General features: G+C 72.7%; 20 protein-coding genes. 14 read left to right on the top strand and 6 right to left on the bottom strand.

The window, feature by feature from the left end; translation table 11 throughout:
* Nucleotides 1–16: 16 nt before the first annotated feature.
* Nucleotides 17–778: a PIG-L deacetylase family protein gene (locus AOK03_RS19365; protein WP_055566557.1), complete on the top strand. Its 762-nt coding sequence runs from the start codon at nucleotides 17–19 to the stop codon at nucleotides 776–778.
* A gap of 76 nt (nucleotides 779–854) precedes the next feature.
* Complete coding sequence (locus AOK03_RS19360; protein ID WP_055566556.1) at nucleotides 855–1,688, top strand: enoyl-CoA hydratase/isomerase family protein; 834 nt, start codon at nucleotides 855–857, stop codon at nucleotides 1,686–1,688.
* On the opposite strand, the gene AOK03_RS19355 is transcribed toward AOK03_RS19360, so the two are convergent.
* Complete coding sequence (locus tag AOK03_RS19355) at nucleotides 1,615–2,646, bottom strand: SDR family oxidoreductase (protein ID WP_208609558.1); 1,032 nt, start codon at nucleotides 2,644–2,646, stop codon at nucleotides 1,615–1,617. The genes AOK03_RS19360 and AOK03_RS19355 overlap by 74 nt on opposite strands.
* Nucleotides 2,647–2,756: 110 nt before the next feature.
* On the opposite strand from AOK03_RS19355, the gene AOK03_RS19350 reads away from it, so the two are divergent.
* Entirely contained in the window at nucleotides 2,757–3,521 is a 765-nt protein-coding gene (locus tag AOK03_RS19350; protein WP_244177668.1) for an NAD(P)-binding domain-containing protein, read from the top strand.
* A gap of 24 nt (nucleotides 3,522–3,545) precedes the next feature.
* Here AOK03_RS19350 and AOK03_RS19345 read toward each other — a convergent pair whose 3' ends face one another.
* The 4 genes from AOK03_RS19345 to AOK03_RS19330 all read right to left on the bottom strand — a co-directional run bounded on the left by AOK03_RS19345 (nucleotide 3,546) and on the right by AOK03_RS19330 (nucleotide 8,869).
* The gene (locus AOK03_RS19345) at nucleotides 3,546–5,018 is read right to left on the bottom strand and encodes an APC family permease (protein WP_244177667.1); all 1,473 of its coding nucleotides are present in this window, start codon (nucleotides 5,016–5,018) and stop codon (nucleotides 3,546–3,548) included.
* Nucleotides 5,015–6,583, bottom strand: a complete 1,569-nt coding sequence (locus tag AOK03_RS19340; RefSeq protein WP_055566555.1) for a GMC family oxidoreductase — start codon at nucleotides 6,581–6,583, stop codon at nucleotides 5,015–5,017. The genes AOK03_RS19345 and AOK03_RS19340 overlap by 4 nt, the downstream gene beginning before the upstream one ends.
* A gap of 49 nt (nucleotides 6,584–6,632) precedes the next feature.
* Entirely contained in the window at nucleotides 6,633–8,099 is a 1,467-nt protein-coding gene (locus tag AOK03_RS19335; protein ID WP_055566554.1) for an aldehyde dehydrogenase family protein, read from the bottom strand.
* 176 nt (nucleotides 8,100–8,275) lie between these two features.
* Nucleotides 8,276–8,869 (bottom strand): MBL fold metallo-hydrolase, encoded by a 594-nt coding sequence (locus tag AOK03_RS19330; RefSeq protein WP_055566553.1) that lies wholly within the window; start codon nucleotides 8,867–8,869, stop codon nucleotides 8,276–8,278.
* A gap of 139 nt (nucleotides 8,870–9,008) precedes the next feature.
* Here AOK03_RS19330 and AOK03_RS19325 point away from each other — a divergent pair, with 139 nt between their 5' ends.
* On the top strand, nucleotides 9,009–9,917 hold the full coding sequence (locus tag AOK03_RS19325; RefSeq protein ID WP_055566592.1) for a GlxA family transcriptional regulator: 909 nt from the start codon (nucleotides 9,009–9,011) through the stop codon (nucleotides 9,915–9,917).
* 37 nt (nucleotides 9,918–9,954) lie between these two features.
* Nucleotides 9,955–10,512: a GNAT family N-acetyltransferase gene (locus AOK03_RS19320; RefSeq protein WP_055566552.1), complete on the top strand. Its 558-nt coding sequence runs from the start codon at nucleotides 9,955–9,957 to the stop codon at nucleotides 10,510–10,512.
* On the opposite strand, the gene AOK03_RS19315 is transcribed toward AOK03_RS19320, so the two are convergent.
* Complete coding sequence (locus AOK03_RS19315; protein ID WP_055566551.1) at nucleotides 10,509–11,531, bottom strand: NAD(P)/FAD-dependent oxidoreductase; 1,023 nt, start codon at nucleotides 11,529–11,531, stop codon at nucleotides 10,509–10,511. The two genes, AOK03_RS19320 and AOK03_RS19315, sit on opposite strands and share 4 nt — an antisense overlap.
* Before the next feature lie 123 nt (nucleotides 11,532–11,654).
* Between AOK03_RS19315 and AOK03_RS19310 the strand changes: the two genes are divergently transcribed.
* The 9 genes from AOK03_RS19310 (at nucleotide 11,655) to AOK03_RS19270 (ending at nucleotide 20,938) form a co-directional block, all read left to right on the top strand.
* Nucleotides 11,655–12,287, top strand: a complete 633-nt coding sequence (locus tag AOK03_RS19310; protein ID WP_244177666.1) for a helix-turn-helix domain-containing protein — start codon at nucleotides 11,655–11,657, stop codon at nucleotides 12,285–12,287.
* 86 nt (nucleotides 12,288–12,373) lie between these two features.
* Entirely contained in the window at nucleotides 12,374–13,342 is a 969-nt protein-coding gene (locus AOK03_RS19305; protein ID WP_055566550.1) for an NADPH:quinone oxidoreductase family protein, read from the top strand.
* On the top strand, nucleotides 13,339–14,526 hold the full coding sequence (locus AOK03_RS19300; RefSeq protein ID WP_055566549.1) for an acyl-CoA dehydrogenase family protein: 1,188 nt from the start codon (nucleotides 13,339–13,341) through the stop codon (nucleotides 14,524–14,526). Before AOK03_RS19305 ends, AOK03_RS19300 begins: the two co-directional genes overlap by 4 nt.
* Entirely contained in the window at nucleotides 14,523–15,632 is a 1,110-nt protein-coding gene (locus AOK03_RS19295; RefSeq protein WP_055566548.1) for an acyl-CoA dehydrogenase family protein, read from the top strand. The genes AOK03_RS19300 and AOK03_RS19295 overlap by 4 nt, the downstream gene beginning before the upstream one ends.
* Before the next feature lie 161 nt (nucleotides 15,633–15,793).
* Nucleotides 15,794–17,383, top strand: coding sequence for an ABC transporter substrate-binding protein (locus tag AOK03_RS19290; protein ID WP_055566547.1), 1,590 nt, complete (start codon nucleotides 15,794–15,796; stop codon nucleotides 17,381–17,383).
* Nucleotides 17,384–17,442: 59 nt separating this feature from the next.
* On the top strand, nucleotides 17,443–18,408 hold the full coding sequence (locus AOK03_RS19285; protein WP_055566546.1) for an ABC transporter permease: 966 nt from the start codon (nucleotides 17,443–17,445) through the stop codon (nucleotides 18,406–18,408).
* A gap of 28 nt (nucleotides 18,409–18,436) precedes the next feature.
* Nucleotides 18,437–19,303, top strand: coding sequence for an ABC transporter permease (locus AOK03_RS19280; protein ID WP_055566545.1), 867 nt, complete (start codon nucleotides 18,437–18,439; stop codon nucleotides 19,301–19,303).
* Nucleotides 19,304–19,347: 44 nt separating this feature from the next.
* Nucleotides 19,348–20,277: an ABC transporter ATP-binding protein gene (locus AOK03_RS19275; RefSeq protein ID WP_063792526.1), complete on the top strand. Its 930-nt coding sequence runs from the start codon at nucleotides 19,348–19,350 to the stop codon at nucleotides 20,275–20,277.
* Nucleotides 20,270–20,938 (top strand): ABC transporter ATP-binding protein, encoded by a 669-nt coding sequence (locus AOK03_RS19270; RefSeq protein ID WP_055566543.1) that lies wholly within the window; start codon nucleotides 20,270–20,272, stop codon nucleotides 20,936–20,938. The genes AOK03_RS19275 and AOK03_RS19270 overlap by 8 nt, the downstream gene beginning before the upstream one ends.
* Nucleotides 20,939–20,977: the final 39 nt, after the last annotated feature.

Below are 20,977 nucleotides of genomic sequence, written 5' to 3'. Positions count from 1 at the left end.
CGCTAGGCTGAGAATCATGACTGAGCCGCAGAGTTCAACCGCCCCCGCCGACCAGCTCACCCCCATGCCCGAGGACTGGCGGCGCGCACTGGCCGTCGTCGCTCACCCGGACGACCTGGAGTACGGGTGCGCGGCGGCCATAGCGGGCTGGACGGACGGCGGCCGCGAGGTCACGTACGTCCTGGCCACCCGCGGCGAGGCAGGCATCGACACGATCGACCCCGCCACCTGCGGGCCGCTGCGCGAGCGGGAGCAGCGCGCGAGCGCGGCCGTCGTCGGCGTCGAGGCCGTGGAGTTCCTCGACCACAAGGACGGCGTCGTCGAGTACGGCACGGCACTGCGCCGCGACATCGCCGCCGCGATCCGCAGGCACCGCCCCGAGCTGGTCATCACGCTCAACCACCGCGACACCTGGGGCGGCGTCGCCTGGAACACCCCCGACCACGTGGCCGTCGGCCGTGCCACGCTGGACGCCGCGGCGGACGCGGGCAACCGCTGGATCTTCCCGGAGCTGATCGAGGAGCAGGGCCTGGAGCCCTGGAACGGCGTGCGGTGGGTCGCCGTCGCCGGTTCGTCGACGCCCACCCACGCCGCGGACGCGACGGCGGGCCTGGAGCGCGCGGTCGCCTCGCTCCTCGAACACCGCACGTACATCGAGGCGTTGACGGACGAGGACCCCGAGAAGTACTGCCGTACGTTCCTGACGGGCAACATGCAGTCGATGGCGTCGCGTTTCGGCGGGAAGCCCGCGGTGCCGTTCGAGGTCTTCAGCCGGTGAGCCCGCGCCTCTAGGCTGCTTGACCTGACGAACCATCAGGAGAGTGGGCCGGGCGGTCGGGAGGAGCGGGGCGCGGATGATCGACACCATCGGCACGGACATCCCGGAGGGCGAGGAGCGGCTGCGCCTCGACGTCGAGGACGGTCTCGGCATCCTCACCCTCTGCCGCCCGCGCAAGCTCAACGCGTGGAGCTGGGAGGCCACCCGCCAACTGGGCCTGTTCGCCGACCGGATCCGCTTCGACGACTCCATCAGGGCGGTGCTCCTGCGTGCCGAGGGCCGGGCGTTCTGCGCGGGCATCGACATCACGGCGCCGGGCGGCGCGATCACGGGCCGCTCCGGCGCCGAGCGCACCAGGGGCTACTACGAGGGGCTGCGCTGGGCCCACGAGCGCTTCAGCGCCTTCGCACGGCTCCCGCAGCCGGTCGTCGCGGCCGTCCAGGGGTACTGCCTGGGCTTCGGCTTCGAGCTGGCGCTCATGGCGGACGTGCGGATCGCCGCGGACGACGCGGTCTTCGCCCTTCCCGAGGCGCAGCTCGGCCTCGCCGTGGACGCGGGCGGCGACCTGCGCATCGCGCGCGAGGCAGGCGCGGGCTGGGCGAAGCTGCTCGCACTCACCGGCCGCCGGATCGACGCGGTCACGGCCGAGCGCCTGCGGCTCCTCCAGCAGGTGGTCCCGGTCGAGGAGTTGGGCAAGGCGTCCCGGGCGCTGGCGGCCGAGATCGCCGCGAACGCGCCGCTCGCGGTGCAGGGCATCAAGCGCGGCATCGACGCGTACGCGGACTCGGGGATGGCGGGGGCGCTGGACCGCGTCGCCATGAACGCGGCGATCACGCTCACCTCGGAGGACTCCCGGGAGGGGTACGGGGCGAAGGCGGCGGGCCGGACGGCGGCGTTCGGGGGGAAGTAGGGCGCCGGTCCGAGGGGGAGCGCCTGTCAGAGCCGGGGCGCCGGTCGGAGGGGGCGCGGCCGTCGAACGCCGCTCTCCCCATCTGTTCCCGCACCGTCACCACGTGCGGGCTGACCAGCCCCCGGCGCTGCCAGTTCGCGCCGTCGACCACCAGGGTGTGGCCCGTGATGAAGCGGGCGTAGGGGGAGGCGAGGAACGTGGCGGCCCAGCCCAGTTCGCGGGGCAGGCCGACGCGGAGGGCGGGCTGGCGGGAGTCGTTGTCCGGCGCCGGGTCCAGATTGGCGCGGATGTCGTCGGTCATGTCGTCGTGCGGCATCAGCCCCGGCACCAGGCCGTTGACCTGGATCCCGTACGGCCCCCACTCCACCGCGAGGGTCTCCACCAGGCTCTTCACCCCGGCCTTGGCCGCCGCGCTGTGCGCGAAGCCGGGGCCGCCGGTCCAGGCGTACGAGGCCCCGATGTCGATGACCGAGCCGGGGGTGCCCGCGGCGAGGTGACGGCGGCCGAACTCGCGCGTCATCAGGAACGTGCCGGTGAGCGTGATGTCCACGACCGAACGCCAGGCGTTGGGTGACATGTCCTCGGCCGGCACGGGGAAGTTGGCGGCCGCGTTGTTCACCAGGACCCCCGGCAGCCCGTACGCCTCCTGCGCCGCGTCGAAGACCTCGGCGACGCGCTCGGCGTCCCGGATGTCGCAGACCGCCGCGGTCACGCGCCCGCCCAGCGCGGCCAGTTCGTCCCGGGCCGCCCCCAGACGGTCCTCCTTGCGGCTCGCGATCACCAGGTCGGCGCCGAGCCGCGCGAACTCGGCGGCGACGGCCTTGCCGAGTCCCGTCCCGCCACCCGTGACGAGGACGGCCGTGCCGTCGTACGTGCCCGGGGGCAGTGCCGTCGCGCCCAGCGGGGGAGGCGACGGCAACCCGGGCAGTGCCCCGTCCTCCGTGTCGTGGTTCGTCATGCGCGCATCGATACCCCGTGCGGGACCAAACCTCCAGGCCCGTGCACAGCGGCGCGGGACGGCACGAGATGCTTCGGGCACAGCTGCCGACAGGACAGGGGCCAACAGTGGTGAACCGCATCGGGATCATAGGCGTGGGCGAGATCGGCCGGGCCATGGTGGACGGCTTGTGCGACGGAGCCCAGGAGGCACCGGAGATCCACCTCTCGCCACGTGGAGCCCGGACGGCCGCCGAGCTGTCCGAGCGGTATCCGAACGTGCGGGTGTGCGCGGACAACCAGGACGTCGCCGACCGCTCGGAGCTGGTGATCCTGGCCGTTCGCCCCCAGGACCGTGCCGAGGCCCTCGACGGACTCCGGGTCGGCGGCGACAAGGTCGTGCTCAGCGTCATGGCCGGTGTCGGCATCGACGAGCTGCGCGAACTGCTCGGCACCACCGCTCCCGTGGTGCGTGCCATCCCGCTGCCCGCCGTGCGCGAGCGCCGCTGCGTCACCGTGACGTTCCCGTCCCACCCGGTCGTCGACGCCTTCTTCGACGGACTCGGCGGCGCGCTCCCCGTCGCGGACGAAGCGGCCTTCGGCGTCTTCTCCACGTTGACGGGCACGCTGAGCGCCCACTACGCGTACCTGGCGACACTCACCGCCTGGGCCGCCCGGCAGGGCATTCCGGCCGAGGCCGCGGACCGTTACGTCCGCAGCCTCTTCCAGGCCGTCGGGCGTGCCCTTGACGACGACACGCGGTCGCCCGCGCAGCTCGCGGGCGACCACGAGACACCCGGCGGGAGCAACGAACGCATCCGCACCACGTGGTTCGACACGGCCAACGCCGAGTCCCTCACCAAGTCGCTCGACACGCTCCTCGCCGACCTCACCTAGCCGCGGGCCCGCCGGCCCGCGGAGTCACGCGGTGTCCGCCTCGTCGGGCACCGCGTTCCCCGAGGGCGCGTCGCCGCGTCCGTAGTGGTGCGTCGTGAACATGTACACCAGGCCCGCGCCCACCACGGTGCCGCCGCTCAGCAGCACGATCCAGTTGTCGTACCAGGGGACTTCGGGAGTGCGGGGCCAGGCGATGTTGACGATGGCGAAGATCCCGTACGCGAGCGCCCCGACGTTGACCAGCAGCCCCCAGCGGCCGAGCCGGTACTCGCCGCTCGGCTTCCACCCCTTGAGTCGGGCCCGCAGCGCCGCCAGGACGACCATCTGGAAGGAGGCGTAGATGCCGAGGATCGCGAAGGACACGATCTTCGTGAGGGCGTCCTCCGAGATGAGCGAACCGACGGCGATCAGCGCGGGCAGGACCGCCGAGACGAGCAGCGCGTACGGAGGGACGGCGCGCGCCGACGAGAACTGCCGCAGCAGCCGGTGGCCGATGATCATCTCGTCGCGGGCGTAGGAGTAGATCAGCCGCCCGGCCGCGGCCTGCAGACTGATCGTGCAGGACAGGAAGGAGATGAGTACGACGGCCATCACCGTCCGGGCGCCCGCCTCGCCCAGGGCGTCGAAGAGGACCCTGACCACCGGGTCGGTGTCCTTCCCGGAGATCACGGCCCGGTAGTCGACGACCGCGAGGAGCAGCGTCAGACAGGTGAACGTCGCCGCGGCCCCGCCCACGTAGATGGTGCGGCGCATCGCCTTGGGGATGACCTTGCCGGGGTGCTTGACCTCTTCGGCGACGTCCCCGCAGGCCTCGAAACCGTAGTACTGGTAGAAGCCGATGATCGCGGCGCCGAGGAAGACGGGCAGATAGGAGCCGTCACCGGACGCGCCGTAGTCGTCGAAGAGGACGCCGAGGCCGTGGAAGCGGTGTGTGGTCAGCAGGATGATGCCGACGACCAGCGCGCCGAGCAGCTCCGCGCTGAAACCGATCAGCGCCGCCCACGAAAGCGCCTTCGTGCCCGCGTAGTTGATGAGCACGGAGATCACGATCAGCGCGATCGTGCACAGCACGGTGGTGTGCACGGTGGGGCGGAAGCCGAGCAGGATCGCGATGTAGGGTCCCGCGCCGTACGCGACGCTGGTGATGGTGACGAGCAGCGCCCACATGTAGACCCAGCCGGTCATCCACGCCCAGCGCTTGCCCCACAGACGCCGCGCCCACGGGTAGACGCCGCCCGCGACCGGGTACTGCGCGACGACCTCGCCGAAGACCAGCGCGACGAGGAACTGCCCGCACCCCGCCATGACGAACGCCCAGATCATCGGCGGGCCGCCGTCGGCGAGGGCCGTGCCGAAGAGGGTGTACGTGCTCACCACCGGCGAGAGATAGGTGAACCCGAGGGCGAAGTTCGCCCACGGTCCCATCTCCTTGCGGAACTCCGAATTCTCTTCCCCGGGGACCGCGTCCGCGGTGCTGTCCGGCGTGCCTGCGGTCACTGGTGTGCCCCTTCCGCAACGGCGGCCCCGGGGGCCGGCCGGGCCATGATGAGGTCCGCCGCGCGTTCGGCGGCGAGCAACACCGTCACCATCGGGTTGATGGTCGGCATGGTCGGGAAGACGGACGCGTCCACGATCCGCAGTCCGTCGTGCCCGCGCAGCCGCAGCTGCGGATCGACCACGGCCATCGGATCGTCCTCGGCGCCCATCCGGCAGGTCCCCGCCGGGTGGTAGACGGTATGGGCCGCGCGTCGTCCGTACTCCGACAGATCCGCGTCGGACTGCACGTCAGGGCCCGGGGCGACCTCGCGCAGCAGCCAGTCGCTGAGCGGGGCGGTGGCGGCGACCTCACGGGCGATGCGCAGGCCGTCGACGATGGTGCGCTCGTCGTGCCCCTCCGGATCGGTGAAGTAACGGAAGTCCAGGGCCGGTTTGACGGACGGGTCGGCGCTGCGCAGCCACATGCGGCCGATGGAGCGGGCCCGCGGCACGTTCGGGGTCATGCAGACGCCGTGCTCGGGGACGGGATAGCCGAGGCGTTCCGTGTTGACGGTGAACGGCACTTGGTAGAAGTGGAACATCAGGTCGGGGCGCGGGCCGCCCGCCGCGTCGCGGCGCAGGAAGAGCCCGGCGTCGGAGTCCATGGCCGAGTTCGGCGGCAGCGGCCCGCTCGTCTCCCACACCATCACCGACTCGGGGTGGTCGAGGAGGTTCTCCCCGATCCCCGGCAGATCGGCGCGGACCTCGATGCCCAGGTCGCGCAGCTGGTCGGCCGGCCCGATCCCGGAGAGCATCAGCAGCCGGGGCGTGTCGATGGCCCCGGCGCACAGCAGGACCTCCGCCTCGGCCTCCAGCGTCGACACCGAGCCGTCGGGGTTGCGGACCTGCACGCGCGTGAAGCGGCCCTCGTCGTCGGGGAGCAGCCGGTACGCCCAGGTCTCCAGACGGAGCGTCAGGTTCGGGCGGTCCATGACGGGGTGCAGATACGCGACCGACGCGGAGGAGCGGTTGTTGGTCGCCGGGTCGTAGGCGAGGGAGAAGAAGCCGGCGCCGTCGGTGAAGGGGCGGGCGTTGAAGTCCTCGACGACCGGGACGCCGAGGCGGGTGGTGGCCGCCGTGACGAAGTCCTTCGCGATGGCGTTGCGGTCGGCGGCGCCGACGGGAACGATCGTGTTCTGCAGCCGTGACCGGTACGGCAGGATCGTCTCGGGACCCCAGCCCTCGCAGCCGCTCGCCACCCACTCGTCGAGGTCCTGCGGGAACGGCAGGAAGCTGATCAGGGTGTTGTGCGAGGAGCAGCCGCCGAGCACCCGGGCCCTGGAGTGCAGGATGTGGGAGTTGCCGCGCGGCTGTTCCTCGGTGGTGTAGCCGTAGTCGAACTCGGAGCCGAGCAGATTGATCCAGTTGCGGAGCTTCAGGATCCGGTCGTCGCCGACGTCGCTGGGCCCGCCCTCCACCACACAGACCCGGCAGGCCGGGTCCTCGCTCAGCCGGGCGGCCAGTACGGACCCCGCCGTACCGCCGCCGATGATCAGGTAGTCGTAAGTCGTCGTCTCGTCGGCCATGCCGCCGCCTTCCGTCGCGCCCTGCCTCGCCCTGCCGAGCTCTGTCCGTTCAGCCCTTGAACCAGCCGGAGGGTCCCGGTCTGAGGTTCTGGTAGATGTGCTTGGCCTCCTGGTACTCGCGCAGGCCGGTCGGCCCGAGCTCCCGGCCGAAACCGGAGAGGCCGAAGCCGCCCCACTCCGCCTGCGGCACATAGGGGTGGAAGTCGTTGATCCAGACGGTGCCGTGCCGCAGCCGGGCGGCTACCCGCTGGGCGCGGCTCGCGTCGTTCGTCCAGACGCCGCCCGCCAGGCCGTAGCGCGTGTCGTTGGCCAGTTCCACGGCCTCGTCCTCGGAGCGGAAGCGCTCCACCGTGACGACCGGACCGAAGACCTCCTCCTGCACGATCCGCATGGAGCGGTCGCAGTCGGCGTAGATCGTGGGCAGCAGGAAGAAGCCGCGCGACAGCTCGGGGTCGTCCGGCCGGCCGCCGCCGCACACGAGGCGGGCGCCCTCCTGCCGGGCCACCTCCAGATAGCCCTCGACCTTCGCCCGGTGCTCCGCCGAGCTCAGTGGACCGCTCTCGGTCGCCGGGTCGAGGCCGTTGCCCAGGCGGACGGTTCGGGCACGCGCGGCGAGCCGCTCCACGAACCGGTCGTGCAGGGAGTCCTCCACGAGCAGCCGGGAACCCGCCGAGCAGACCTGCCCCGAGTGCAGGAACGATGCTTCCAGGGTGTGGTCGACCGCCGCCTCGAAGTCGCAGTCGGCGAACACCACGTTGGGGTTCTTGCCGCCGAGCTCAAGGGCGAGGTTCTTCACGCCCGGCGCGCACGCCTCCATGATCCGCCGCCCGGTGGCCAGGCCGCCGGTGAAGGAGACCAGGTCCACGTCGGGGTGCGAGGACATCGCGGCGCCCACGGTGCCGCCCGGGCCGAGCACCAGGTTCGCGACCCCGGCGGGGGCGCCCGCCTCGGCGATGAGCCGGATCATGTGGAGGGTGGAGAGCGGCGTGACCTCACTGGGCTTGAGCACGAAGGTGTTGCCCGCGGCCAGGGCGGGGGCGACCTTCCAGGAGGCCTGCAGCAGCGGGTAGTTCCACGGCGCGATGAGAGCGCAGACACCGATGGGGTGGTAGGTGACCCGGCTGAGTACGTCGGGGCCGACGTCCACGACGCGGCCGCCGTCCTTGTCGGCGATCTCCGCGAAGTAGCGGAACGCGTTCGAGACGTCCTCGACGTCGATCCGCGCCTCGGCGAGCGTCTTGCCCGTGTCGAGGGATTCGACGTGGGCGATCTCCTCCTGGTCGCGCAGCAGGAACCGCGACACCCGCAGCAGCACGTCGGCCCGCTCCCGGGTGGGCGCCGCCGACCAGTCGCCGCGGTCGAAGGCGTGCCGGGCGGCCCGCACGGCCAGGTCGACGTCCGCCTCCCCGGCATCGTCGACCTGCCGCACGACGGACGCGTCGAACGGATTGACCACGTCCCGTCGTCCGCCTTCGACGGCCCCTGTCCACTGCCCGTCGACGAACAGTTCCGGCATCGTGGGCTCCCTCGCTCCGACTCCCTGTCCGGTGCCGAAACCGCCACCGGTGCGCACACCGGCACCAACATCGTCCGAGCGGCGCGCACCGGTCGTGGGGACGCACCGACGGGGGGAGGGTTGGGCGCAGATGTGACCTGGTTGGGCTAGAGAGCGGCGGCCCCGCGGGGCGGCCCTCAGAGAGGCGTGGTCGCGTCCGGCGCGAACGGGGCGCCGTGGCCGGGGACGATCAGGTCCGCGGCCTCCGTCACCCGGATCCGGGAGTCGCGCAGCACCGCGCGGTCGGGGGCCACCGGGTCGTCCGCCGGGCCGTTCGCGTGCCACCACAGGTCACCGGCGAAGGCGACCACGCCCGAGTCCGTGCCCGCGAGCAGGGTGATGTCCTCCGTGCTGTGGCCCGGGGTGCGGATCAGCCGGAGCGACGGGGTGAGTTCGTACCCCTCCGCATCCCGGTTCCGCCACTGGTCGCCGAGGTACTCCACCTTGTGGTCGTGCACGGTGGCCTGCCCGAACAGGCCCACGTTCACGGTGTTGTCCGGGTGGTGGTGGCTGAGCACCACGTCGGTGATGTCGTCGGGGCCGAGCCCCAGCTCCGCGAGCGGGGCGAGGATGCGGTCGCGGCTCGCCACCATGCCCGGGTCGAAGATCACGTGCCGGTCGCCGTCGGTGACGTAGGAGACGGTGGCGGCGACTCCGGGGCCGGTGGAGCCGACGTAACCGGTGGTCAGGACCGTGTATGCGGCGCTGCGGCCGAGCGGTGCGTTCGTCATGGCCGTCATCCTTCCGGGCGGCGGGTCGGCCCACGAGTGGCACAAGTGCCGCTGATCGCAGGATTGCTGCCAACCGTGCCACACTGCGCGCGTGCCTCCCTTCACGACAGTCGCCGCCTACACCCCGCCGGGGGTCGGCATGCTCGCCGTCGGCATCGTCACCGAGGTCTTCGGCCCGCACGGCGAGGCGGTGCCCGGCTTCGACCTCGCCCTGTGCACCGACCGGCCGGGGCCGGTCCCCACCGACGTCGGCGTGCCGCTCACCATCACGCACGGCCTGGACCGGCTGGCGCGCGCCGACCTCGTGATCGCCCTGCCCTGGGCCGACTTCCGTACCCCGCCCGCCCCCGCGGTGCTCGACGCGCTGTCGGCGGCGCACGAGCGCGGCGCCCTCGTCGCGGCCCACTGCGTCGGCGCCTTCGCGCTCGCCGCCGCCGGACTGCTCGACGGGCGGCGGGCCACCACGCACTGGCGCTTCGCCGACCTGCTCGCCCGTCGCCATCCGGACGTCACCGTCGAACCCGACGCCCTCTACATCGACGAAGGGCGCGTCATCACGGGCGCGGGGGCCGCGGCGGGCTTCGACCTCTGCCTGCACCTGCTGCGGCGGGAGCACGGTGCCGCGCTGGCCAACGCCGTCGCCCGGGACGTGGTGCTGCCCTCGCACCGCGACGGAGGGCAGGCGCAGTACCTGGCCGCCCCCGTTCCCGAGGACTGCCACGACGACCGGCTGTCCGAAGTGCTCGCCTGGGCCCGCGAGAACCTCCACGAGCCGCTTCCCGTCGCGGAGCTGGCCCGGCGCGCCGTGATGAGCAAACGCTCCTTCGCCCGCCGCTTCACCGCCGCGACCGGCACCACGCCGCACGCCTGGCTGCGGAGCCTGCGGCTGAGCGGCGCGGAGGAACTCCTGGAGACCACGGACCTGCCGGTCGAGGAGATCGCCCGCCGTGTCGGCTACGGAAGCGCGGCAGTCCTGCGCGAACAGTTCGTGCGCCGCCGAGGGGTGCCGCCCCGCTCGTACCGCCGCTCCTTCACGAACGCGCCCTGACGGGGCCGCAGTTCGCGTACGGTGCGAGAATCCCCGGATGACCTGCGCGGAAGAACACGTACGAACCGTCCTTCGGCCGGCCGATGCCGAACTGCGGCCCGTGATCGAGCGGTTGGCCCAGCTGTACCGCCACGACATGTCGGAGTTCCTCGGTCACCTCCCGGCCGCCGACGGGACCTTCGGGTTCAGCAGGCTGCCGCTGTTCTTCGACGAGCCGGAGCGGTCGGCCCTGCTGATCCAGTACGGGTCGGCGCCCGCCGGTTTCGTGCTCACGCGCCCGATGCCCGAGGGCGCGACCTCGATCTCCGCCTTCTTCGTCGTACGGGCGCTGCGCAGACGCGGCGTCGGCCGGGCGGCCGCCCTTGAGCTGCTGCGCTCCCGGCCCGGCGCGTGGGGGATCGCGTTCCAGCCCGCCAATGCGGGCGCGGCCCGGTTCTGGCGGCGGATCGCCACGGCGGCCGTGGGATCCGCCTGGCGCGAGGAGTCCCGCCCGGCCCCTGCCCCGGCCCCGGCGGACGTGCCGGACGACCAGTGGATCCTGCTGGACACGGAGTCGGATGGCCGATGGCCCCAGGGGCCTTCTGACAGCCCCTAGCCCGCGGCGAGTTCGTGGGTGCGGGCACCGGCCGACACGCGTGAGACCTCCGCCTCCGCCCGAGGAGTGAAGACCCCCGCCCGGCGCCGGGCCACCTCCGCCTCGACGTCCGCCATGACGAGATCGGCGTTGATCGTCAGACCGGCCCGGTAGCCCGCGCTCGCCGCGTTGATCACCTGCTCCACGGGGCTCGCCGCGTTGCCCACGGCCCAGACGCCCGGCACGCTGGTGCGGCCCGTCTCGTCCACCTTCGGATACGCCCCGACGGGGGTGTCCCCGAACTCGGCGCCGAGCCCGGTCAGGAGACCGTCGCGGGGCAGCGGCTTCGCGGCGACGAACAGCACCGAGCGGGGGAAGACCCGGCCGTCGGCGAGCCGCACCCCCGTCAGCCGGTCGTCCTCGACCGCCAGACCCGCGACCTCGCCCTCCACGACCTGGACCCCGGCGGCCGCGAGCCGCTCCCACTCCGCGTCCGGCAGGTCCCGCACGGTGTGCAGGAACAGGGTCACGTCCTTGGACCACTGGGTGACGAGCAGCGCCTGGTGACTGCTGAAGGGGTCCCCGGCGAGGACGCCGAAGGACTCGTCCCGTACCTCCCAGCCGTGGCAGTAAGGGCAGTGCAGCACGTCACGGCCCCAGCGCTCGGGTAGCCCCGGCACGGCGGGCAGCTCGTCCACGAGGCCCGTCGCCATGACGATCCGGCGCGCGTGCACCGCCCCGCCGGCCGCCAGCGCGACCTCGAACTCCCCGGTGCCGTCCGGCGTCACGGCCGAGGCGCGGTCGCGCACGACCTGCACGCCGTACCGCTCCAGCTCCCGTCGTCCCTCGGCGAGGAACTCGGCGGGCGGCATGCCGTCCCGCGACAGGTAGCCCTGCATGTGCGCGGCGGGCGCGTTGCGCGGCTCGCCCGCGTCGACCACGAGGACCCGTCGGCGGGAACGGCCGAGCACGAGCGCCGCGCTCAGCCCCGCCGTGCCTCCGCCGACGACCACCGCGTCGTACGCCATCCCGTTGCCCATTGCGTTCCGCCTCTCGTTCGCGCTCCCGTTCATGGGGATCACCTCCACTCGCACCATGCTCCCGAAGATGCGGTATCGACAAGCGCCTTTGCTGATACCGCAACAACTGGCATGATGGAGGGTATGAGAGAAGAGACGGTCGGCAGCGGCGGCGAGAGCGCGGAGCCGGAGGCGATGGATCAGGTCCTCACCGAGGTGGGACCCCGGCTGCGCCGCATCCGCAAGGAGCGCGGCGCCACCCTTGCGGGCCTCTCCGCGGCCACGGGCATCTCGGTCAGCACGCTGTCCCGCCTGGAGTCCGGTCACCGCAAGCCCAGCCTCGAACTACTCCTGCCGATCGCCCGCGCCCACCAGGTCCCCCTGGACGAGCTGGTCGGCGCCCCGCCGGTGGGCGATCCGCGCGTGCGGGCCAAGCCCATCGTGCGGCACGGCCGCACCATGCTGCCGCTCACCCGCCAGCCCGGCGGCCTCCAGGCGTACAAGGTGATCGAGCCCGCCCGCACCTCACCCGCCCCGGACCCGCAGACCCATGAGGGGTACGAGTGGCTGTACGTGCTCTCGGGCAGGCTGCGCCTGATCCTCGGGGACCACGACGTGGTGCTCGGGCCGGGGGAGGCGGCGGAGTTCGACACCCGGGTTCCGCACTGGTTCGGGGCCACGAGCGAGGGCGGCGCGGAGTTCATCAGCCTCTTCGGGCCGCAGGGGGAGCGCATGCACGTAAGGGCGCGGCCCACCCGCAAGGGTCACGCGGACTGACGGCTCCCGGGACTGTTCCCTTAGGGGCAAGCGACCGCTTAGTATGCGGACGAGCACGGTCTACGACAGCCCCGTGGAGGCCCCGCATGCAGGCATGGCAAGTGCACGAGAACGGCGAGCCGGGCGAGGTGATGCGCCTCGCCGAGGTGGAACGCCCTCCGCTCGACGAGGGGCAGGTGCTGCTGAAGGTCCGCGCCGCGAACATCAACTTCCCGGACGCGCTGCTCTGCCGCGGGCAGTACCAGGTCAGGCCCCCGCTGCCGTTCACGCCGGGCGTGGAGATCTGCGGCGAGACGGAGGACGGACGGCGCGTGATCGCCAACTCAGTGCTGCCGCACGGAGGTCTCGCCGAGTACGCCGTCGCGGACACCGCCGGGCTGCTGCCCGCCCCCGACGCGCTCGACGACGCGGAGGCCGCCGCGCTCCACATCGGCTATCAGACCGGCTGGTTCGCCCTGCACCGCCGCGCGCACCTCCAGGCGGGCGAGACGCTCCTGGTGCACGCGGCCGCCGGTGGCGTGGGCAGCGCCGCGGTGCAGCTCGGCAAGGCGGCGGGCGCCAGGGTCATCGGTGTCGTCGGCGGCGAGGACAAGGTGCGGGTCGCGCGCGACCTCGGCTGTGACCTCGTCCTCGACCGGCATGCGGACGACGTGATCGGCGCCGTCAAGGAAGCGACCGGCGGTCGTGGCGCCGACGTGATCTACGACCCGGTGGGCGGCGACGCCTACGCCCAGTCCGCGAAGTGCGTGGCCTTCGAGGGGCGGATCATCGTCATCGGGTTCGCCGGCGGCACCATCCCCACCCCCGCGCTCAACCACGCGCTCGTGAAGAACTACTCGATCGTGGGCCTGCACTGGGGCCTGTACAAGACCAAGGACCCGCGCTCCATCCTGCGCTGTCACGAGGAGCTGGCCGGGCTGGCGGCCAAGGGTGCCATCAAGCCGCTGGTGAGCGAGCGGGTGCCGATGGCGGACGCCGCTTCCGCCGTGCAGCGTGTCGCCGACGGCGTCACGACCGGCCGCGTGGTCGTCCTGCCGCACGGAGGTGCCGCATGACCGACGCCGACGAACTGCGCACCCGCACCCGCGCGCTGCTCGCCGCGCACCCGCCCGCCGCGGTGGACCGCGCGGCCTTCCTGGAGGCCCGCTTCGACGCCGGTCTCGCCTGGGTGCACTACCCCGAGGGCCTCGGCGGCCTGGGCGCGCCGCGCTCCCTGCAGGCCGTCGTGGACGCCGAACTGGAGGCCGCGGGCGCGCCGGACAACGACCCGCGCCGCATCGGCATCGGCCTCGGCATGGCGGCGCCCACCGTCCTCGGCTTCGGGACCGAGGAGCAGAAGCGCCGCTTCCTGCGCCCGCTGTGGACCGGCGAGGAAGTGTGGTGCCAGCTCTTCAGTGAGCCGGGCGCGGGCTCCGACCTCGCGGCGCTCGGCACGCGCGCCGTCCGCGACGGGGAGAGCGGCGACTGGGTGGTGAACGGCCAGAAGGTGTGGACGTCCAGCGCCCACACCGCGCGCTGGGCCATCCTCATCGCCCGCACCGATCCGGACCTGCCCAAGCACCGCGGCATCACGTACTTCGTGTGCGACATGACCGACCCCGGCGTCGAGGTGCGGCCACTGCGCCAGATCACCGGCGAGGCCGAGTTCAACGAGGTGTTCCTGACCGATGTGCGCATCCCCGACGCGCACCGCCTCGGCGAGGTCGGCGACGGCTGGAAGGTCACCCAGACCACGCTCATGAACGAGCGCGTCTCCATCGGCGGCATGCGCATCCCGCGCGAGGGCGGCATGATCGGCCCGGTCGCCGCGGCCTGGCGCGACCGCCCCGACCTGCGCACCCACGACCTCCACCAGCGCCTGCTGAAGCTCTGGGTCGACGCGGAGGTGGCCCGGCTCACCGGGGAGCGGCTGCGCCAGCAGCTCGTCGCGGGACAGCCGGGCCCCGAGGGCTCCGGCATGAAGCTCGGCTTCGCCCGCCTCAACCAGGAGATCAGCGGCCTGGAGGTGGAACTCCTCGGCGAGGAGGGGCTGTTGTACGACGACTGGACGATGCGCAGGCCCGAGCTGGTCGACTTCACGGGCCGTGACGCGGGCTACCGCTATCTGCGGTCCAAGGGCAACAGCATCGAGGGCGGGACCAGCGAGGTCCTGCTGAACATCGTCGCCGAGCGCGTCCTGGGCCTGCCCGCCGAGCCGCGCACCGACAAGGACGTCGCCTGGAAGGACCTCGCGCGATGAGTGACCTGCTCTACTCCGAAGAGGAAGAGGCACTGCGCTCGGCCGTGCGGGGCCTGCTCGCCGACCGGTGCGATGCCGCCACCGTGCTGGCCCGCGCCGAATCCCCGGCGGCCGCCGGACCGCACGACCGCGAGCTGTGGAAGGCGCTCGCCGAAGGCATGGGTCTCGCCGGGCTCCTCGTGCCCGAGGACCTGGGCGGTCAGGGCGCCACCCACCGCGAAGCCGCCGTCGTCCTGGAGGAGTTGGGCCGCGTGGTCGCGCCGGTGCCGTATCTCACCAGCGCCGTCGTCGCCACGGAGACACTGCTTGCCTGCGTCGGGAGCGAAGCGGGCGAGGCCTCCGAGCTGCTCGCCGCGCTCGCCGCCGGGCGCACGGTGGGCGCGCTCGCGGTGGGTCTCGCGGTGGCGCCCGGCGCTCCTTTCCAGGGCGTACGCCATGAAGCGGGGGCGCTGCACGGCGAGTTGACCGGCATCGCGGACGCGGTCGGCGCCGATGTGCTGCTCGTCCCCGCCGACGGCGGCCTCTTCGCGGTCCACACGGCGCAGGACGGCGTCACCGTCACGGCGCAGACCTCCCTCGACCTCACCCGGCCGCTCGCCACGGTGACCTTCGACGCGGCCGCGGCACGCGAACTGACGCGGGACGCCGACGCGGCGGTCCGACGAGGCCTGCGGGCCGGTGCCGCGCTGCTGGCGTCGGAGCAGCTCGGTGTCGCAGAGTGGTGCCTGACGGAGACCGTCCGGTACACCAAGGAGCGGCACCAGTTCAACCGGCCCGTGGGGTCCTTCCAGGCGCTCAAGCACCGGCTCGCGCAGCTGTGGCTGGAGGTCGTGAACACCCGTGCCGCGGCGCGCAACGCCGCCGACGCCCTCGCCACGGACAGCGCCGACGCGGACGTGGCAGCCGCCCTCGCCCAGGCCTACGCGGGCTCCGTGACGGTGCACGCCGCCGAGGAGGCGCTGCAGCTGCACGGCGGCATCGGCATGACCTGGGAGCACCCCGTCCACCTCTATCTGAAGCGCGCCAAGGCGGACTCGATCGCCTACGGCACGGCGGGCCGGCACCGCGAGGCGCTGGCGGGGCTGGTCGACCTCCAGGCCCCCTGACCCTCCCCGGTTACGTCCGGCGCTCCCCGGACACCCCACCCCGGTATTTTCCTGCAGCCCACACCTACCAGGTGTGGGCTGCGTGTTTTACGCCACCATTACGTACGGCATAATTGCGACCCGTTCGCAATAACATCTGATCTTCAGTAGGGGTGTGGAGCATGAGGGCCCGATCGATACGGGGCGCAGGCGCGGTGGCGATGGCGGCCGCAACGGCGGTCGCCGCCTCCGCGTGCTCGGCGCCGGGTGACGGCGACGGCGGCGCCAAGGACTCCGCGGTCGTCGGCATCGCGTACGAGCCCGAGACCCTCAGCCCGCTCCTCGGCTACGGCAAGGACGGCAACTCGAAGATCTTCGACGGCCTGCTCACGCACGACGCCGACATGAAGCTCAAGCCCGCTCTCGCGGCCGAGCTGCCCGAGGTCGCCGACGACGGCAGGACCTACACGTACAAGCTGCGCAAGGGCGTCAAGTTCAGCGACGGCAAGCCCTTCTCGGCCAAGGACGTCGTCTTCACGTACGAGACGATCCTCGACAAGAAGACCAACAACGCGTCCAAGACCGAGCTGGACGCCGTCAAGAGCGTCGAGGCGAAGGGGGACGACACCGTCGTCTTCCACCTCAAGTACCCCTACGCGCCGTTCGCCGAGCGCACCGTCCTGCCCATCGCGCCCGAGCACGTCGCGGGCAAGCAGGACGTGAACACCGGCGCCTTCACCACCAAGCCGATCGGCACGGGACCGTACGAGCTGGTCAAGTGGTCCAAGGGCGAGAAGCTGACCTTCAAGGCCAACCCCGGCTACTGGGGCGGCGCGCCGAAGGTCAAGAACTTCACCATGGCGATCATCAAGGACGACGACGTCCGCGCCACCCGGCTCGACGCCGGTGAGCTCGACGGCGCGATCCTGCCGCCCAACCTCGCCAAGAAGTACAAGAGCGACAGCGGCAAGAACACCTACGCAGCCAAGACCTTCGACTACCGCGTCGTCACCCTGCCCTCCGGCAACAAGGTCGCCGGTGACACCGACATCCGGCGCGCCCTCGACATCGGCGTGAACCGCAAGGCCATGGTCGACTCGATCCTGTACGGCGAGGGCAAGGAGGCCTACGGGCCCGTCCCGACCGACAGCCCGTGGTTCACCAAGGGCACCGAGCGCAAGTTCGACGCCGACAAGGCCAAGAAGATCCTCGACGACGCCGGATGGAAGCCGGGCAAGGACGGCATCCGCGAGAAGGACGGCGTCCGGGCGAAGTTCCCGCTCTGGTACCTCTCCGGCGACAAGCTCCGCCAGGACCACGCCCTCGCCTACGCCTCCGACGCCAAGAAGATCGGCGTCAAGGTGGAGGTGCAGTCCGGCACGTGGGAGGTCATCGAGCCCCGTATGCCCAAGGACGCGGTCCTCGCAGGCGGCGGCTCCCCGGCCGACCCGGACTTCGACCAGTACACGCTCCTGAAGTCCTCCCTGGCCGGTGACGGCTTCAACAACATGGCGCACTACGACAACGCCAAGGTCGACAAGGCCCTGGAGGACGCCCGCAAGAGCGGCGACCACGCCGAGCGCCAGGCCGCCTACGACACGATCCAGCGCGAGCTGGTGAAGAACCCGGGCTACACGTTCCTCACGCACATCGACCACCTCTACGTCGTCGACAAGAAGTTCGGCGACCTGAGCACGCAGGTCGAGCCGCACGACCACGGTCTGGCCTCCGGTCCCTGGTGGAACGTCGAGGACTGGCAGCCGAAGAAGTGACCTCTGCGACAACAAGGACTCCGGGGGAGGCGACGCGCCGTCGCCTCCCCTGGGGGCCGATGGCCCGGCTCGTGGCCCGGCGGGCGCTGTTCGCCGTCCCCGTGCTGCTGCTCGTCACCTTCGGGGTCTTCGCCATCGCCGCCGCGTCGCCCTTCGACCCCGTCAAGGCGTACGCGGGCACGGCCGGACTCACCGCCTCGCAGGAGAACCTCGACCAGCTGCGCGCCAACCTCGGCGTCGACCGGCCGCTGACCGCCCGCTGGTGGGACTGGCTGACCTCGGCCCTCACCGGTGACTTCGGGGACTCCAGCACACTCAGGCAGCCCGTCGCGGACGCCATCGGCGAACGCATCGGCTGGTCCGTGCTGCTCGCCGCGACCGCGTTCGTCGTCGCCATCCTCCTCGGCACCGCGCTCGGCGTGCTCGCCGCCCGCAGGCCCGGCGGCTGGCTCGACCGTGCCGTCACGTCCCTCGCGTACACCCTCGAAGCCGCGCCGCCGTTCTGGCTCGGCCTCCTCGCCGTCTGGTTCTTCGCGCTGAAGCTCGGCGTCCTGCCCTCCGGCGGACTGACCGACACGGCCAGCTCGACCGTGACGGCCGGACAGGTCGTGAGCCATCTGGTGCTGCCCGCCGGTGTGCTCGCGGTCTCCCAGCTGCCCTGGTTCGTGCTGTACGTGCGTCAGGGGGTCGGCGACGCCCTGGGCGACGACCCCGTGCGCGGCGCACGCGCGCGTGGCCTCGCCGAGCGGACCGTCCTCCTCGGCCACGCGCTGCGCTCCGGCATGCTGCCCGTCCTCACGCTCATCGGCTCGCGCGTGCCCGAACTCATCACCGGAGCGCTTCTGGTGGAGACCGTCTTCAGCTGGCCGGGCATCGCCGCGGCCACCGTGCAGGCCGCGACGTCCGTGGACTTCCCGCTGCTCGCCGCGCTGACCGCGCTCGCCACGGTCGCGGTCCTCCTGGGCAACCTCGTGGCCGATCTCCTGTACGGCCTCGCCGATCCGAGGGTGGGATTCGATGGCTGAGAAGGCTGACAGGGCTGAGAAGGCCGGGATGGCTGACATCGTGTGGCGCGACCGGGGCGGCGTGCGCCGCTCCACGCGCACGTGGCGGGTGCGCACCTCCGCGGTGCTCGTCGCCGCGGTCGTCCTCGCCGTCCTCCTCGTACCGCCGCTCGTCCACCTCGACGAGCAGGCCGTCGACCTGGCCGCGAAGCTGCGGCCGCCGTCGCTCGCCCATCCCTTCGGCACCGACGACGTCGGCCGCGACCTGCTGCTGCGCTGCGTGTACGGGCTGCGGGTCTCGTTGTTGGTGGGTGTCGTCGCGGCCGTCGTCGCCACCGTCATCGGCACGGCGGTGGGCGCGCTCGCCGCCGCGTCGGGCGGCTGGGTGGACCGGCTCGTGATGCGCCTCGTGGACGTCTTCGCCTCCGTGCCGCACCTGCTGCTCGGTATCTTCATCGTCGCGATGTTCCGGCCCGGCGTCTGGCCGGTCGTCGTCTCCGTGGCGCTCACGCACTGGCTGTCCACCGCCCGCATCGTGCGCGCCGAGGTCCTGTCGCTGCGCTCGCGGCCCTACGTCGACGCGGCGGTCTCCGGCGGTGCCTCGCGGCTGCGCGTCGCGGTGCGGCACCTGCTGCCCGGTGTCCTGCCGCAGGCCGGACTCGCCGCCGTCCTGATGGTGCCGCACGCCATCTGGCACGAGTCCGCGCTGTCCTTCCTCGGCCTCGGACTCCCCTCCCACCAGGCCAGCCTCGGCACGCTCGTGCAGAGCGCGCGCGGCTCCCTCCTCGCGGGCGACTGGTGGCCCACGCTGTTCCCCGGCCTGTTCATTATCGTGCCCACCCTGGCGATCGCGGGCCTCGCGGGCGCCTGGCGGGAACGGATCAACCCTCGGCGCCGATCGGAGCTCATGCTGTGACGGTCCCCGTCCTTTCCGTCCGCGGTCTCTCCGTGCGGTTCCGCATGCGCGGCGGCAGCCACGTGTCCGCCGTCACCGACGCCACCTTCGACCTCGCGGCGGGGGAGTGCCTCGCCCTGGTCGGCGAGAGCGGCTGCGGCAAGTCCGTGCTCGCCTCCGCGCTGCTCGGACTGCTCCCGCAGAACGCGGAGACCGCCGGATCCGCGCTGATCGGCGACGCCGGAGGCGCGGGCCGCGTCGACCTGCTGACCGCCGACGAGCGGACGCTGGCCCGCACCGTGCGCGGCCGCCGCGTCGGCCTCGTACCGCAGAGCCCCGCCGCCCACCTGACACCGGTCCGCACCGTCCGCTCCCAGCTGGAGGAGACGCTGCGCGAGCTCTCGGGCGTGCGGAAGCCTCAGCTCAGGGCCGCGGCCGAGGCGGCCGCCGAGCGCGCCGCGTTCCCCCTCGGCCACCTCGACCGCTATCCGCACGAGCTGTCCGGCGGCCTCGCCCAGCGCGCCGCCACCGCGCTCGCCCTGATCGGCGACGCGCCGCTGCTCCTCGCCGACGAGCCCACGACCGGCCTCGACCGGGACCTGGTGGACCGCACCGTCGACGAGCTGCGCCGACACGTCGGCGACGACCGCGCGCTGCTCCTGATCACCCATGACCTCGCCGCCGCCGAGCGCATCGCCGACCGGGTCGCCGTGATGTACGCGAGCCGTGTCGTCGAACTCGCCGACGCGGACGAGTTCTTCGGTACGCCCGGACCCCGGCATCCCTATGCCCGCGGGCTCCTGAACGCCCTGCCGGAGCGCGCCTTCATCCCGGTCCCCGGCATGCCGCCCGAACTGTCCGCCCTCCCCGAGGGATGCGCCTTCGCGGCGCGCTGCGACCGGGCCGACGGGGCCTGCGAGGCGCTGCCCGCGCTCACCGGCGGCACGGCCTGCCACCACCCCCACGCGGACGTGCTGGAGGCACCCCGTGCTTGAACTGCGCTCCATCACCGCCGGGTACGACCGCCGCGCCCCCGTCGTCCGGGACGTCGGCCTCACCCTCGCGCCCGGCGAGTCCGTGGGCCTGCTCGGGCCCAGCGGCTGCGGCAAGTCCACCCTGGCGCGGGTCGCCGCGCTCCTGCACCGGCCCGATGCGGGCCAGGTCGTCATCGACGGCGAGACCGCACGCGGCTGGCGGCACCGGGCGCCCCGCGAGCTGCGCACCGCCTTCGGGGTCGTCTTCCAGCAGCCGCGGCTCTCCGCGGACCCCCGCCTGCCCCTGACCGCCCTGATCGCGGAACCGCTGCGGGCCGTCGGGCGCGGCAGCGAAGCGGCCGCCACGGTCCCGGAGCTGGCCGCCCGGGTCGGCCTCGGCAAGGACCTCCTGGGCCGCCGCCCGCACGAGGTCAGCGACGGCCAGCTGCAACGGGCCTGTCTGGCCCGTGCGCTGGTGCTCCGTCCGCGATGGCTGATCTGCGACGAGATGACGGCGATGCTCGACGCCTCGACGACGGCGGCGCTCGTCCACGTCGTCGAGGAGTACCGGGCCGAGCGCGGCGCCGGACTGCTCGCCGTCGGCCACGACCGCGTACTCCTGGAGCGGTGGTGCGACCGCACGGTGCACTGGGACGAGCTGGCGGGCCGGGTTCCCCGCTGAGGTCTCGGCGGAGGCCTCAGAGCCTGTGTCATGACCCCG

Source organism: Streptomyces atriruber (assembly GCF_001418325.1).
GTDB classification, from domain to species: Bacteria; Actinomycetota; Actinomycetes; order Streptomycetales; family Streptomycetaceae; genus Streptomyces; species Streptomyces atriruber.
Note: the sequence above shows the minus strand (reverse complement) of the source record. Positions and strands in the feature narration are given on the sequence as shown.

Coding starts and splice junctions, on each gene's coding strand:
- AOK03_RS19285 (WP_055566546.1), top strand. CDS start 17,443: ATGGCCCGGCTCGTGGCCCGGCGGGCGCTGTTCGCCGTCCCCGTGCTG.
- AOK03_RS19330 (WP_055566553.1), bottom strand. CDS start 8,869: ATGACGAACGCACCGCTCGGCCGCAGCGCCGCATACACGGTCCTGACC.
- AOK03_RS19295 (WP_055566548.1), top strand. CDS start 14,523: ATGAGTGACCTGCTCTACTCCGAAGAGGAAGAGGCACTGCGCTCGGCC.
- AOK03_RS19325 (WP_055566592.1), top strand. CDS start 9,009: ATGCTCGCCGTCGGCATCGTCACCGAGGTCTTCGGCCCGCACGGCGAG.
- AOK03_RS19355 (WP_208609558.1), bottom strand. CDS start 2,646: ATGACGAACCACGACACGGAGGACGGGGCACTGCCCGGGTTGCCGTCG.
- AOK03_RS19305 (WP_055566550.1), top strand. CDS start 12,374: ATGCAGGCATGGCAAGTGCACGAGAACGGCGAGCCGGGCGAGGTGATG.
- AOK03_RS19290 (WP_055566547.1), top strand. CDS start 15,794: ATGAGGGCCCGATCGATACGGGGCGCAGGCGCGGTGGCGATGGCGGCC.
- AOK03_RS19335 (WP_055566554.1), bottom strand. CDS start 8,099: ATGCCGGAACTGTTCGTCGACGGGCAGTGGACAGGGGCCGTCGAAGGC.
- AOK03_RS19310 (WP_244177666.1), top strand. CDS start 11,655: ATGAGAGAAGAGACGGTCGGCAGCGGCGGCGAGAGCGCGGAGCCGGAG.
- AOK03_RS19300 (WP_055566549.1), top strand. CDS start 13,339: ATGACCGACGCCGACGAACTGCGCACCCGCACCCGCGCGCTGCTCGCC.
- AOK03_RS19340 (WP_055566555.1), bottom strand. CDS start 6,583: ATGGCCGACGAGACGACGACTTACGACTACCTGATCATCGGCGGCGGT.
- AOK03_RS19360 (WP_055566556.1), top strand. CDS start 855: ATGATCGACACCATCGGCACGGACATCCCGGAGGGCGAGGAGCGGCTG.
- AOK03_RS19280 (WP_055566545.1), top strand. CDS start 18,437: ATGGCTGACATCGTGTGGCGCGACCGGGGCGGCGTGCGCCGCTCCACG.
- AOK03_RS19320 (WP_055566552.1), top strand. CDS start 9,955: ATGACCTGCGCGGAAGAACACGTACGAACCGTCCTTCGGCCGGCCGAT.
- AOK03_RS19315 (WP_055566551.1), bottom strand. CDS start 11,531: ATGGGCAACGGGATGGCGTACGACGCGGTGGTCGTCGGCGGAGGCACG.
- AOK03_RS19275 (WP_063792526.1), top strand. CDS start 19,348: ATGCGCGGCGGCAGCCACGTGTCCGCCGTCACCGACGCCACCTTCGAC.
- AOK03_RS19365 (WP_055566557.1), top strand. CDS start 17: ATGACTGAGCCGCAGAGTTCAACCGCCCCCGCCGACCAGCTCACCCCC.